The organism is Paenibacillus assamensis DSM 18201, from assembly GCF_000422445.1.
Taxonomy (GTDB): Bacteria; Bacillota; Bacilli; order Paenibacillales; family Paenibacillaceae; genus Paenibacillus_B; species Paenibacillus_B assamensis.
Window position 1 is genome coordinate 16,856 of record NZ_KE383837.1, and the last position, 16,635, is coordinate 33,490.

2 protein-coding genes are annotated in these 16,635 nt (G+C 45.8%); both read right to left on the minus strand.

What is annotated here, in order from left to right:
- Positions 1 to 32: 32 nt before the first annotated feature.
- Positions 33 to 4,598 (minus strand): non-ribosomal peptide synthetase, encoded by a 4,566-nt coding sequence (locus H580_RS0114505; protein ID WP_028595416.1) that lies wholly within the window; start codon positions 4,596 to 4,598, stop codon positions 33 to 35.
- Positions 4,599 to 4,706: 108 nt separating this feature from the next.
- A complete protein-coding gene (locus tag H580_RS0114510; protein ID WP_028595417.1) occupies positions 4,707 to 16,622 on the minus strand; it encodes a non-ribosomal peptide synthetase in 11,916 nt (3,971 codons plus the stop codon).
- Positions 16,623 to 16,635 lie beyond the last annotated feature (13 nt).

Consider the following 16,635-nt stretch of genomic DNA (forward strand, 5'->3'; position numbering starts at 1 on the left):
GGCTTTTTACCTACCATTTAATAATTTTGTGCCTAGAACTGGAACAAGACATCCTCCGTCAGAGTCTGATTGATTATGCCTGTCGATCGTGCTCCCGTTAAAGAAACAGCGCCAATCTTCCTATTTGAGTCGCTACAAACCTGCTCCAAAATAGCGATGTAATCCCCGTGCATCGTCTCAATCGTAAGTTCTTTAAACAATGAAGCGGCATATTCCCAACTTACGTGCAATTCTCCTTCGTGCTCCAACACTTGCAGCGTCAAATCAAATTTGGAGATGCCTATGTCATGTGACAACGGCTCAATAACTAGCCCATTGATAGAACGAGATCCCCTATCCATATTCTGCAGTACGAAGACGACATCGATCAGCGGACTTCGATCCGCTCGCCGCGGAAGTTTCAATGCTTTAACCAGTTCCTCGAAAGGATAATCCTGACGTTCTAATGCGTTGATCGTATGATTTTTCACCTCTTTGAGCAGTTGGTCAAAAGCTTTCCCACCTGACGGATGGCTGCGAATCACGATGGTGTTCACGAACATGCCGATAACAGACGCTAGGTCATCATTCGTTCTCCCTGCTACTGGTGAACCGATAATAATATCCTCTTGACCGGTATAGCGATGCAGCAAGACGTGCAGGCAAGTAAGCAGTAGCATATACAGTGTTGTATGATGTGCTGCTGCTGCCTGATTTGCCGCTTCTGTTAATTCCGGCCCAATAACCATATCCACCCGTGCGCCCCGAAAATCCTGTACGGGCGGTCGCTCATAATCTGTTGGTAACTCAAGGCGAGGCAGTGTACCAGAAAGCGCCCCGAGCCAGTAATTCCTTTTCCGCCTGTATGCTTCCAGTGCAATCTGACCTTGCTGCCATTCCGAATAATCCTTGTACCCAATCTTTATAGGTTCAAGCGGCATTCCCTTATACAGCGCTACAAGTTCATCCATGAAAATACTTAACGATGTCCCGTCTGAGATGACATGATGCATATCGCACATGAATAAATAGCGGTCCTCCTGCCACTGAACGAGCTCTACTCGCAGCAATGGAGGACGCGACACATCGAACGGTTGGACGAAGGACACAAACAGCTCCCGCAATTTATCTTCCACTTGCTCCTCATCCGCTGCAAAATGAATCTTCCTAAACTCGAGTTCAATGGTGCCGTTCGAATGAATGCGCTGCACTGGCCCTTGATCCATAAAGTGAAAGGATGTTCGGAACGCTTCATGACGATCCACAATCCGTGCCAGCGCTTGGCGGAAACGATTTATATCTAGTTTCCCGCGAATCAGTAGAGCGATCGGTATGTTGTACACATGACTTTCACCTATATATTGCTGGACTGAAAGTAGAGAACGTTGAGCACCAGAAACAGCATAATACTCTTTCTCATTAGCTGGTAGAATGGCTCCTGCATGGTTGGCAGCAGAAGAAGCAGAATGAAGGATCTGCGCCATCTGGTGCAGTTGCGGTGCAGCAAAGACAGCTGGTACGGACAACTCTGCTTGAAACTCTTTTTGCACTCTCGCAATAAGCTGCGTGATTTTTAGTGAGTGTCCACCTAGTGCGAAGAAATCGTCATTTTTGCCGACCGATTCCACTCGAAGCAGCTCTCGCCAAATTGCAGCCAGCCCAATCTCCGTCTCTCCTTGCGGTTCTTCATAAGCAGCATGATGCGATAGCCATTCAGATGGCTCAGGCAGTAAGCTTGCATCAATCTTGCCGTTACGGTTTAACGGCAGCCGCTCCACATTTATAAAACCACTAGGTATCATATGGGTTGGCAGTGATTCTTTCAAGAATACCCTAAGCTCTGCAGCGGAAAGTTGGTCGGAAGCTACGAAATAGGCAATTAGATCATTGTCAACATCTTCATTTTTCCGGACGATCACAACCGCTTCACATACAACCGGATGCTGAAGCAGATGATGCACAATTTCACTCGTTTCAATACGGTGACCTCGAATTTTCACCTGTTTATCCATACGTCCCATGTAAGCCAGCCTTCCATCAGGCAGCCAATGTGCCAAGTCACCTGTACGATACATCATTTGACCAGGGCGAAACGGATCTTCTACAAACTTTTCTCGAGTTAGATCGGGGTTATTCAAATATCCGAGCGCCACGCCTTCACCGCCGACGCATAACTCGCCTGTTATCCCAATAGGCTGTAATTGTAACCCTTCAGCCAAGACGTAAGCAGTCGAGTTGCTAATCGGATAGCCAATCGGGATAGACGCTCGATCATCACTGCACACACGGCCGCAAACCGAAAATGTCGTATTCTCCGTCGGCCCATAGCCGTTAATGACAGTTAACTCCGGGCAGCAATCCATTACACGATGTACATGCACTGGAGACAATGCATCTCCACCTACAATTAGTTGTTCCATGCCTCGAAACATCGTTGGATTGAAGCTGGATAACTGATTAAATAAGGGCGATGTCAGCCACATTGTCGTGATGCCGCTGGAATGTATGGTTTGCTCGAGTTTGTGAGCATTCAAGATGACTGCTTCATCTACAATGTACAGCGCCATTCCGTTCAACAAAGCTCCCCATACTTCGAAGGTACAAGCATCAAAAGCTACAGCACCGGTTTGTAAAATTCGCCCGCCAGGACGGAATTCCGCATAATTCGTATTTTTCACAAGACGAACTACGCTGCGGTGCCCAACCATGACCCCTTTGGGCTTACCGGTTGAACCTGAGGTGTACATGACATAAGCCATGTTGGTCGGATGATTAATGGTAACTAGCGGCAAGTGTGAATGATTAGAACAATCTTCAGCCAACAGAGATATAATGTCTATGTTATAACCAGGCTCTTCTCTACCGTACAAGTCAGCTATTTGCTGACGATCCAATGAACTGTGCACCAGTACGATAGGAGTGCCGCTATCTTGCAGCATATAGCGTACACGCTCTTCCGGATAAGCCGGATCTATTGGCAAGTAAGCTCCGCCAGCTTTGAGCACTGCCAAAGATGCAATAACCATTTCCGCAGAACGAGGCGCAAGGATTCCTACCAATTGGTTCGATGCAACACCTCTCGTACGAAGCAGATGGGCAATTCGATTACTATCCTCTTCCAACTGACGATATGTCCACGTTTTTTCGCCTTCCACAAGTGCAGGCTTATCTGAGTACAAAAATACTTGTTCTACAAATAACTCCTGAATTACTTTCTCATAAGGAAATGCTGCTGTCGTATGATTAAACTGCTGCACTAGCTGTTCTGTTTCTTCATTGGAGACAAGGATAACGTTACCAATTGGCATCTCTGGATCATTGGCAAGCTGACGGGCTACCGTTTCGAAATGTCCACCCATTCGATAGACAAAATCATAGTCATAACAGGCTGCATTATAGACAAATTTAACGGACAACTCATCGCCTGGATGAATGATCACATTAAAATCATAGTTCGTTTGATACTTCATTTCGAAATCGCTAGTTTCAAAGTCAACCAAAGTCTTTTCCAAAGCAGTATCATCTTCTTCGTCACCACTACTCCCGTTCCCGGGCACATTTTCAAACACGACGATATGGTTAATTAAATCTTGCTTTAGCGGCGACAAAGATTGAATATCTGCGAGTGATACATACGCACGTTGTTGTGCTTGCTGCAAATCTTTATGTAATTGCTGCATCATGTGCACAACCGGTTCAGCTCTGTTTATTCGAATTCGCACAGGTATCGTATTAATGAACAGACCGATGATATGTTCAACCCCTTGTACCTCCGGAGGTCTTCCAGAGACAACGGAACCAAACGCAACATCGTCCGTGAAATTATATCGATGCAGCAGAATTCCCCATATGGATTGAACCACCGTACTCAACGTAATACCGCGTTCCTTTCCCAAACGATCCAGTTGAGCCGTGAGCCCCTTGTCTAGACGATATTCAAACTCCCCATGCTCATAGCAACCAGAGCTTACACGCTGAGGTGGTACATGTGAAGCTTCTTCAATCCCTTCCAAATAGTCAGCCCAAAATGACTTCGCTTCCTCCACGTCTTGCCGCTCTAGCCATTGCACGTACGCACTGTAAGGATAAACGGGATCAAGCTGGGATTCATATCCACGCTCACATTGACGATAGAATTCCAAAAAATCTTTAAACAAAATACTGGAACACCAGCCATCCATCATGATGTGATGGTAGCTCCAAATGACCCTATACCGATCAGGACCTGTCTGAAGTACAGTAATTCTCATCGGAATGTCTCGGGTCAAATCAAAACCGTCTGTCCGATCTCGTTGTTTTCTAGCCTCGATAATGCCCATTTGCGCTTCTTCTTCCAGCTCAGCAATCGATTCATATGGAATTCGTCCTTGTCGTTCGCGCAGTACGATCTGGATGGGCCGCTCAACCTTGCTGTATTTAAACACGGTACGCAATACCTCATGACGTTCAATTAACCGATTGAAACTTTGCTCCATGTAAGAAATATTCAAAGATCCTACAGCTTCAAAAATCAGCTGTTCTACATAGGCTCCATTTGAATCCTTAATAGAATGAAACAGCATGCCTTCCTGCATCGGCGTAAGCGGGTAAATCTTCTGAATATCCACTTTGCTTGCCATAACCATCAGCACCTGCCTTTCTTGTGCCCTGCGGGCGCATCTGATCGATGCACCCGACAGCGGCCTATGTCAGCTCTACAACTTGTCATGTAGCTAAAGATTCAAACATTAATCGTTCAGCAAATCAGCAAGCTCCGCAGTAAGCTCATCAAACTGTTCTATAGACAGCTCATCATACCCAACATCTGAAGGTGTTTGCTCTGTGACCGTTTGCTGCTGACAGTGCAAAATCAACACTTCCAGTTGCTGCAGATAGGCATCCGCAAGTGTTCGCACCGTTTCCTCTTTGAATTCATTCCGATTATACGTAACCGCAACTTGCAACCGTCCATTCTCTATCACTGCTGCAATATCCAACGCATATTCGCTTCGATTTTCACCGCTAGATTCGTGGCCACCCGAATAGACTGACGGTTCAAACATACTCGTGGATAGATCATTATCGAACTGTCCGAGATAGTTAAATACAATGTCCGGCTTTGTAGGATATGCCTTTTGTTCGATCGTTCCATTCCTGCAAAGCTGTCGGTATATGCCGTATCCAGCACCTTTATTCGGAATTTTACGCAGCGCTTCTTTCATTTTTCGTACTCTGAGACCAAGCTCTGCTTGGCTTTCGCTTGCCTGTCCTTCCAGCAGTAACGGAAACTCCGAGGTAAACCAGCCGACTGTTCGATTCACATTCATTTCTGGCAGCAGCTCTTCCCGACCATGGCCTTCCATCACTATCTTGTTCATCGTCGATCCATTCCACTTCGTAAGCGCATCAGCGAGTGCAGCCAGAAGTAAATCATTCAGCTCGGTGTTGTACGCGTGGTGGACAGATGTCAGCAATGATTGAGTCAGCTCGGTAGTCAGTGAATGCTGTATAATGGATGAATCTTTTAGTAACCTCGTTTTCTTTAAGTTGGTCAGACGCGGCAACTCAGGCAGACGGAAGCGGTCTTGTTCACACCAGTAAGCCACTTCCGCTTGCATCTCTTTGCCCTTCCCATAGGCTTCCAGCAATTCTGACCACCGTTGATACGAGATTGTTTTATGTGGGAGTTTAATTTGGGCTAGCTGTTCCTGCTGCTTCAGCGTGAGCTCCAGATCTTCTAGCAAAATACGCCAGGAAACACCGTCGATTACTAGATGATGGATAGCAATTAGTAGATGATCTCCCTTGCTTGTCTGGAAGAGTCCTAGCTTTACAAGCGGCCCCTCTTCCAAGTTCATGCTCCGCTGCATCGTCTCCGCTAAATCGTGGATAGTCGTTTCTTGTCTCTCATCGTCAACAATCTCATAAACCTGCATGTCAAACCATTCATGGTCTTCCTTTTCTATCCCTCGGTTATACGCCTTTATACCGGTGCTTTCCTTACGGAAAACGATCCGGAGTGCATCATGATGTCTTACAATCTCCAACCAAGCATTCCTGAGTACCTGTTCGTTAAAGCCTTCAGCCCGATATAACATAATGGATTGATTATAATGACTTGGCTCTGCATGCCCCACCTCGAAGAAACTCTGCTGAATTGGAGTCAAGCGAATCTCTCCATGAACGGGACCTTGATCGATAACTTCCTTTGCCTCTTTCATATACATACTTAATTGCGCAATTTGCGGATACTGAAACAAATCCCTCATTTCTAGCTTCAAACCATAGTTGTATAGACGCGATACAACTTGAATCGCTTTGATTGAATCTCCACCGATGCTGAAAAAATGATCTCGGATGCCGACGCTCTCCATACCAAGCACGTCTGACCACACCGCACATAATGCATGTTCAATATCATTTCTAGGAGCTTCATAGTCGCTGTAATGCATGTCGAGCTCTTCATCCGGCACAGGCAATGCTTTGCGGTCAACCTTACCATTAGGCGACAAAGGCATCTGATCTAAATACATAATGACAGCAGGGATCATATAATCTGGAAGCTCCTGAGCGAGATAACTACGCAAAGCTTCAACATTGAGAACTTCTACTTCTATACTCCTGTCTCGAAGCTCAATGTAAGCACAGAGCGCCTGATTGCCTTGATTGTCTACGAAATCCGTTACCACAGCTTCACGCACACCTTTGTGTGCTGCCAACTTCGCTTCAATTTCGCCTAATTCAATACGGAAGCCGCGTATTTTCACTTGATAATCCTTGCGTCCAAAAAATTCAATCGTACCTCCCGGAAGCCAACGACCAAGATCACCCGTCCTATATAGTCGAATACCTGACTCATCTGCAAAAGGGTCCTCCATGAATGCAGCTTCCGTTCGCATCGAATCATTCAAGTATCCTCGACCAACTCCAATACCTGAAACGCAAATTTCACCTATCGCACCTATCGGAGATAATCTCAACTGCTCGTCCACAACATACAAGTTCATATTAGCTATAGGTTTTCCTACAGGAATATGTTCGGTGTCTGGCAATCCTGTCATGACATACTGGCTGACATCATCAGATGCCTCAGCAGGGCCATAGGCGTTAATCATAGGTATGTTGGGACACAATTCAAACCATCTCTTTACCATTGCCGACTTTACGGTCTCTCCGGTAATCATTAAGTACCGCAAAGCCTCTGGTCGACATCCGGCTGTTTCAAAAACATCCATCATCACTGCCAAGTAGGATGGCACAACCTCCAATACTTCTACTTTGTCGTGACCAAGCTGCTCTATGAAACGGTTAGGTTCCATAATAAGCTCGTTTGGATAAATAGCCGTTGTTCCTCCAACGAGTAGCGCGGCGAAAAATTGCCAGACAGAAACATCGAAGCAATGGCTTGCATTCTGTGCTAACACGGTCCCTTTAGCGATTTCAAGCTCATCAATTTCTGCCAACATATGATTAAGCATGCCTGCATGTTCAATCATTGTCCCTTTCGGTGTACCCGTCGAGCCAGACGTATAAATAACATACGCAAGGTCGCTTCCCGATACCTCCCGTTTTACGTTATCTACTTTTTGCTTAACTAGTTCCTCAGCAAGCTGATCCAGCAGTACCCATTTCACATCACTCAACACATCCATTTGTCCCAGAAGTTCTGCATAGGAAGAATAAGTGATGACAAACTTTACTCCTGATTCTTGAAGAATGGTTAATTGACGAGCAACGGGATATTCCGGGTCAATTGGAACATAGGCTCCTCCCGCTTTCCATATAGCAAGAAAAGCTTCCATCATCCGTGGGGAGCGGTCGAGCAGCACAGCAACTAATTCCTCTTTCTTCGTCCCCAAGCTCATCAAATAATGGGCAAGTCTGTTGGCGCTTCTGTTTAGCGACTGATAGTTAGTCCGTTCTTTTCCGAACAGTACAGCAGTTTGTTCAGGATGACAGACAGATTGGTGTTCAAACAATCGGTATACTGGCTGTTCAAGCGAGTAACTTACACGCTTTCCTCTGGAATAATGTAAAATCTCAGTTCTCCCAGCAGGATCCAGTACATGAATATCTTCTATCTGTACGCCCGGGTTCACTGTCACTTGATAAGCAAGCTGCAATAAACCTCTAGCAGCTTGTTTGATTATGCTGTCGTCATATACAGAAGCATTGTAGGTAAATTTTATTTGTAAGCATTCGTCTGGAATAATTGTCAAATCAAGGTCATAGTTAGTTTGCTCGAATACTTCCACATCTGTAATGGAAAGACCAATTGCGTCCTCGCCACTTGCCTGTTCCATCTGCTGACCTACCGGATAATTCTCATATACGATAATCGTATCTACTAGATCCTGTTTCAGCGCAGACATACCTTGAATCTCTGCAAGCGGTATAAACTCATGTATTTTAGAAGCAATGGATGCTTCTTGTATTTGCTCAAGCAGCGCTGAGAAAGATTGGCTTTCCTTTGTCTGAATCCGTACGGGAACCGTATTAATAAATAATCCGACCATCGTCTCGATTCCACTGAGTTCAGGAGGCCGCCCAGATACAACTGATCCATATACGACGTCATCTGTGCCATTGTATCGCTGTAAGATTAATCCCCACATCGTTTGCAAGATCGTATACAGTGTTACACGCTGCTTCCGACCAAGCCGTTCCAGCTGATCAGTTATCTCCTTGTCAAAGGTCAACACATACTCCTGTTTCGAATAGCTGCCAACGTTCCTGCGCGTACGAGGCAGTGACGCTTGGCGAGTATAACCATCCAAATAACCTTTCCAATAAGTGAGCCCCTCTGGTTTGTCGATATTTTCAAGCCATCGGATATAATTCGCGTACGGCTGCGCTGGCTCCAGCATGATCGGCTTATTTATAAGCAATGAGCCGTATACGCTCAGTAAATCATTAGTAATTGTTTCCATACACCAACCGTCCATGACGATGTGATGATGGCTCCACAGCACTTGATAAACGTCATCATAGGTACGCAATAGCGTCATCCGCATGAGCCTTCCTTCACTAAGCTCAAACCCCTGCACACGATCCATCTGCTTGGCACGGCCCAAGTAATCCGATTGTTCTACAGCATCCATATCCCGGATATCCAGAAGCTTTATTGGGTTATCCTGGTGTCTTCGCACAATTTGATGAGGAACTGCAATTCCTTCGTACATGAAAGCTGTTCGGAAAATATCATGCCTGCGCAGCACTTCATTAAAGCTTTGTTCAAATTTCTCAAAATCAAGTTTCCCCTTCAATACGAAGGAAAACTGTTCAAAGTAAGCTGCTGATTCGGAGTTCATCATCGAGTGAAACAACAATCCAGATTGCATGGGAGACAGAGGATAGACTTGCTCCATATCCGGATAACGCTGTTCGATTAATTCTAACTCGGCAATAGACAATAGAGAACTTCCATAATCGCTTGGTGTTTTTTCAGGTGTTTCTTTCGCTATGCAGTGATCAATCAACTGTTCAAGACGTCGCGTATAGAAATCAGCAAATCGTTGCATAGTTGATTCCTCATATTCTTCTTTGTTGTAATGAACCGCGATCTCCAACCTGCCACCAGTAATAATGCCGGTAATATCCAACTTATTCCGTCTATTCATGTCTGGATGAACGGGACTGCCCATGACGTACGAAGAGATACTGAACACACCTGTCTCAACATCCTGATCAAATTGACCTAAATAATTGAAGCTAATTTCCGGCTCTGGCAGAAGAGCGACTTGTCGTTCCATTGGACTTGCAGAAGTCAAATACTTCAGCACACCGTATCCAATACCTTTATCCGGTATTTTTCCCAGCTGTTCTTTTACACGCTTCACATAAGTGGATAGTTCTATGTGGCCGCCTTCATTTAATGCTCCGCCTGTCTCCAACGCAACCGGATAAGCAGCTGTAAACCAGCCAACAGTACGGCTAATATTAATATCACGACCAATATCCTCACGACCGTGCCCTTCCAGTTCAACCAATAGCCATTCCATACCGCACCAATCCCTGCACGCTAGCCCAAGCGCACCAAGCAGCAGATCATTCGTATCGGTACCGTATGCATGATGTGACTGCTTCAACAATTTCATCGTAGTTCCCTCGGAAAATTGAACAGAAATGGCTCGCGTATCGCGCACTTTATTATCTGTCGACTCATAGTCGGTTGTAAGCTTGCCAAACGTTTCGTTGCTTAGCGCATTCCAGTATGCAGCCTGATTCGTAAACGGCTTGCTTCGGCTATAAGCCGAAAGCTGTTCTGCCCAATACAGGAAGGAATCCGTCTTCTTCGGCAGCCGTAACGCATCATGTGTTGTAATTTGTTCATACAGTTTCAAAATATCTTCGAATAATATACGCCAAGATACACCGTCAATAACAAGATGATGAATAATAATTAGCAGATGATCACCTTGGGACGTCTGGAATAAACCGAGTTGGACGAAAGGACCTTCTGAAAGTGAAATTCCTTCCTGAAGCAGGTTGGCTTCTTTACTAATTTCATCTGCGGGAGCATCCACATGACGCAAATCGCGAATAATCAACCGATAAAAATCACTACAGTCTGTTCCCACCCCCCTGTTATACAGGCGGACTTCTCTTTCTCCTAGGGACGAAGACAACACAATTCTTAATGCATCATGATGGCGCGTCAACTCATCGAAAATGCGCCTTACGCTGTCCGCAGAAATTCCATCCCGGAAATGAAGCATGACAGACTGATTGTAATGATGCCTCACCTCTTCCGGCTGCTCCATAAACCGCTTCACAATAGGTGTAAATGTTATATCGCCTTCGACTGGACCTTGTTCAATCGTTCGATCTGTTTTGGTGATATGTCTACTCATCCCCGAAATAGTAGGGTGTTTGAGCACATTTTTCAGCTCGATACGAAGTCCTTCCGCATGTAATCGAGAAGATACTTGAATCGCCTTAATGGAATCGCCACCTAGTTCAAAGAAATGATCATGGATGCCTGGTGTTTGAACACCTAAGACTTGCTTCCAAATGCGAGCTAGTGTCTTTTCCAGCTCATTGCGAGGCGGTGTGTACACGGTGCTATTAACCACACTACTCATATCCGGTGCAGGCAGTGCTCGCCGATCGAGCTTGCCATTTGCTGTGAGCGGCATTCGTTCCAGCAATACGAAGCTGGCAGGAACCATGTAATCCGGCAGCGATTCAGCTAACCAGTTGCGCAGCTGTGCCATAGATATACTCTCACTCGCCACCACGTAAGCGGTAAGCGCCACTCGGTCTTCCTTGTCGGGATACGGAACAACCCGCGCCTCCACAATCGCTTCATAGGTGAGCAACTTAGCTTCTATGCCGCTCGGTTCTACACGGTAACCGCGTATTTTGACCTGCCCGTCAGCACGTCCATGGAAAACAATCGCTCCTGCTGTGGTATAGCTGCCAAGGTCTCCTGTTCGATACAATCGCTCAGATCTACCAAACACCTGTGCTGCGATGAACCGCTCAGCCGTCAAATCAGGCTTGTCCAAATACCCCTCAGCCAATCCTGCACCTGCGATATACATTTCCCCAATCACACCCGCACGTAAAGGCTGCTGATTGGCATCAAGTACATAAATTCGCGTATGGTCAATTGGGGTTCCAAGTACAGGCTGTCCCTCAAAAGACTCCCATTGATCAAATGGAATATATCCTGCTGCACAGCCAATTGTCGTTTCTGAAGGACCATAGTGGTTCATAAATTTTACTCGCGGGAAAATTTCATGGAAACGGCCCACATCGCTTGGCTGAACGGCCTCTCCGCCAATAACAATCAGCCTAAGCGCATCAAGATGACTGGATTGCAATTGATGGCTCTGTGCCAGCGTCCCAAAGAGGGACGGCGTCAACTTTGTAAAGGTAATTCCCTTATCTTCCAAAAAGAGCAGCAGTGCTTCAGGATCGCTATATATTTCTTTCGATGGCATATAGAGCGAGCTTCCTCCACATAGAGCAGGAAACAATGCCGTATATCCTAGATCAAAGCTGTATGAGGACAAAAGCGCTGTACGGTCATCGCTGCCCGCTTCAGAGCTGCGAAGAAACCAATTTACATAGTTAGCTAATCCACCGTGCTTAACAACAACACCTTTTGGTGAGCCTGTCGTACCCGATGTATAAATAATATAAGCAGGATCCTCCAATTGAGGTTGCACATCTGTCATGATGGATTGTTCACATTCATCATTTATGCGCTCATGATTTGTAACCAACGATGTGAAATCCAATACATTCATTTCATTCGTATCAATACCCGATAGCATCCCTTCTGATGTCAAAACGGCCCTGCTTCCACTGTCTTTTATTACAAACGATACACGCTCAGCAGGATTTGATGGATCTACAGGAACGAATGCGGCTCCGATTTTTAGAACAGCCAGCATGGCGGTTACCAATTGAGTTCCTGCTTCAAATACAAGTGCGACACGATCACTACGGCCAATATGTCGTGCCCGTAACGCACGAGCCACTTTATTTGCTTCTTCGTTCAATTCTGCAAACGTGATAGCGTGTTCTCCATCAACCACGGCTGTATTTCGAGGCTGAAGGCGTGCCTGCTGCTCAAACATAGCTACAACGGTTCGTTCATCTTTCTGATCGATTTCAGAACCAGCCGTCATCTTCAACAGCATCTCAGCTTCAACTATAGCTAGCAGAGCTTCTTTTTGAAACAGAGCATGTTCCTCGTACACCGCCAGCTTTGCAGCACGTTCAAAATTCTCTGACAAACGCTCCATATCTGCTTGAGAGAATACGCTTGTACGGTACATGAAACTAAGTTTGATATCTCCCTTGTAATGCACCACTGTGAAATCCAACAGGATATCATTTCGAACATAGCCCTCTATTTGAACACCGCTGTCATTTTGCACTGCCGCTTTCGGATCTAAATGATTGTAAATATGAAAGTCTATATAGTTGAAAAAGGTATCAAATAACGGCTGTCCATCACCAGATACAACTCCTGCCACTTTCATCACTTCCGCCAATGGCAAGCGCCCGTAATGCTTCAATTCCTTAAGCTTGACATCAGTCCGATTCAAAATGTCTTTCCACGTATCATTCACTCCGATATTCAATCGAACAGGAAGCGTATTTAAAAAGCACCCGAGCATCTTTTCCGCATCTTCACTTGCAGGACGGTTATGCTCAACCATACCGACCAGTATATCGTTGTCCCTGCTCATCAAGCTCATCACTGCGGTATACAAAGCAAAACAAATATGTTTCAAGCTAGTACGTTGTCGCGTGGCAAGCGCCGAAAGCTCACCACTCAATTCGCTGCTCAATGTGTACTCATAAAACTCCGTTCGCACAGGCTTCTTACCTTCACGCACTGGAAGCTGCAAGCGATTGTATCCATCCAATTCCGCAGACCAATACGCTTTGATTGCAGGGTCCTTCTTAATCGCAAGCTGATCGGTTACAAATGTTTTATAAGAACTTTGCAGTGGCTTAAAGGAACCTCCTGCTCCTTGCCTGTCCTTCAGGGCAAAATATGCATTCATCAGTTCGGTTGCAAATGCCGCCACACTCCAACCGTCAAGAATGGCATGATGGCAGATGAATAATAAAACATATTGTTGTTGATTTAACTGAAAGATGCATGTCCGCCATAACGGACGATGTAGTTCAAAACCACGACTACGGTCTTCCTGCATATAGGCGGAAATACGTTCTTGCTGTTCCGTTGGTTCAAGTCCGGACAAATGTACATACTCGACTTTAGGCTTAAATTCGGAAAGCACAATTTGCATCGGCTGATCAAAGGACTGCATATCAAACACCGTACGTAAAATATCATGCTTCGCAGTCATCCCCGTTAGTGCAGCCTGTAAACGAACCGCATCAAATCGTTTGTCATCGAGCGGAAACGGCATCTGGTCATGATAGTTCGCCGCTTCTGGATGCCGCAAATTATCGTAGATCATTCCTGCCTGAATATCACTCATTGGGAATACATCCTTCCAGTCCTTCGGCAGACTGGTTACTAACATCGGATTATTGATAATCGCAAGCTTCATCTTTTCCAGTTCATCCGACGCTTCCTTCAGACGCAAGTTCTGCTCATCCAAGCTGTCTCCACCTAAATGCGCGGCAAGCTCGCAAATGACGGGATGCATATATAAATCTTTGATCTGCAGCTGCACGCCAAGCGCTTCATTGATGCTGCTTATGAGTCGAAGAGCTCGTATAGAGTCGCCTCCAAGCTCAAAGAAACTGTCCGTTATTCCGACTCGTTCCAGACCAAATAAATGCTGATACAATCCGCAAAGGATCGTCTCTTTCTCATTCGTCGGCTCTGTGAAGCTGTCCGCCTCATCACTTCGGGTGAATGGATCGGGCAGCTTGCGGCGGTCAACTTTTCCATTTGACGTTAGCGGAATATGATCCAATCTAATCATGCTGGAGGGCACCATGTAGCTTGGTAAATACTGTGCCGCATATCGCCGCATATTCGAAGATCCTATATCTTCATCGGAAGCATAATAAATGCAAATATGTGTCTGGCCACCCGCGTCATTAGCTGCAACTGCGAATGCTTCATTGATGGAAAGATGACGCATGAATACGGCCTCTACCTCGCCAAGCTCAATCCGATGACCTCTAATTTTCACCTGATGATCGATACGGCCGTAATATTCCATATCTCCATCCAGCCGTATTTTCGCTAAATCACCTGTGCGGTACAAGCGCTCTTGAGGCTTGTATGGGTGCTTCACGAACCTCTGAGCTGTCAGCTCGCCTTTATTCAAATACCCTCTGCCCACTCCCGCTCCACCGACATACAACTCCCCGACTACGCCAGCAGGAACCAGCCTACCTTGCTCGTCCATAATATAGGCTGCAAGAGTTGGAATGGGCTCGCCAATATTGCTTGCATTGTTTGCAATATCAGCCGCTGTCAATTCCTTATACGTGACATGAACGGTTGTTTCGGTAATGCCATACATATTTACAAGTTTCGTAGCTGGATAGAGCTGTGAGAAAGGCTCTAACATAGCTGGCTTCAATGCTTCTCCACCAAAAATAACATAGCGCAGCGCAAAGTCATGATTACAGGAACTATTCGATTGTTTCAATTCTTCCACGAAATAATAGAATGCCGTTGGTGTCTGATTCAGTACCGTTACTTGTTCCTTCATAACCAACTCAATAAATTGTTGCGGCTCTCTTGCAGTTTCCTTGGATACGATGACGAGCTTGCCACCGTAAAGTAATGCACCATACATTTCCCATACTGAGAAATCAAAACAAATGGAGTGGAACAGTGTCCACACATCCCGGCTGTTGAAATCGAAAGCAAAAGAGTCATTAAATAGGAGTCGGATTACATTTCGGTGTTCAATCATGACACCCTTGGGGTTGCCTGTTGTACCTGACGTATAAATGATGTAGCACAAATGATCAGGCGTATTCGTAGATGGAGGATTGCTGCAGCGAGTATCTAACTGCTCCTCAGCAACCAGATTAATGATGGTACCTTCAAAAGCGATCTCTTGCGGTAGATGATTGCCTTCCGTTATTAGATAGGAAACGCCGCTATCCTGCAAAGTATAGGAAATTCGATCGGCAGGATAATCGGGATCGATCGGTACATAAGCTCCTCCGGCCTTTAGAATGCCCATCATAGCGACAATCATGTTCTCAGATCGATCCATGATGACGGCAACAAGCTCTTCTGCGACTAACCCATGAGCGCGCAGCGTCCAAGCCAAGCGGTTCGATCGTTCGTTCAGTTCTTTGTAGGTCATGACACGGCCATCATAGGAGAGTGCAATATGATCCGGACAAGCCTCCACTTGCTCCTCAAAACGTTCATGCAGCGTCAAATGATCGGGATATGGCGTCATTAGCTTATCGTATCCATACAACAGATGCTGTCTGTCTTTATCATCAATCACTTCAATTTGACCGATCGGTGCAGATGGATCGGCAAGTGCAGCTTCATAGAAACGCCACAAGTGTCGCATCATTTGCGTCATGAACGCTTTGCTGTAAATATCAGCGTTATAGCTGAGGCAAAGCGAGATGCCATCGCCTTCAGCTTGAAAGCCAAATACAAGCTCCGAGTCAACCGAAGTTAAATAATCCGGTTGGTGCAGACCGTCCAAATAAACAGCTGTACTCCAAGCAGGACGTCCCTCTTTGTGATCATTACCCAGAAGATCCAATACCATCGAGAACGGAATGTTCTTATATTCATCCGCTTCCATCACAAGACTTCGGTTCTTCATTAGCCATTCCCTGTAGGTCAGTTGCCCCTCTACCAAGATCCGCAGTGGAATACACGGCAACGACACCTCAATTGAGTCGTCTCTTAAGTTCCGAAAAGCTGGCATGGTCACTACTACATCGTTCGTTCCGCCATAATAGGAAAGCAACCAGGTAACTCCCGATAGAAGAATCATGTACATTGCTGCATCTGATTGTTTGGCTGCAGCGATTATATTAGACGCCACTCCCGGCGGAATGCGATCCGCAAATTGTTCCATCATCCGCTTTGCATCTTGGGATCGCGGCTTATCACCTGGTATGGAGCTAAATACGGGGCCGTCTTCCAACCGATCCTGCCAGTAGGTCAGGTCCTTACGGATTTTATCCCGCTTCATTGTCCGGGATGACACTTGCGCTTTATACATGATGGCCCCTCCT

Excerpts from the sequence above, each read along its gene's own strand:
- H580_RS0114505 (WP_028595416.1), bottom strand. The coding sequence starts at position 4,598 with ATGGCAAGCAAAGTGGATATTCAGAAGATTTACCCGCTTACGCCGATG.
- H580_RS0114510 (WP_028595417.1), bottom strand. The coding sequence starts at position 16,622 with ATGTATAAAGCGCAAGTGTCATCCCGGACAATGAAGCGGGATAAAATC.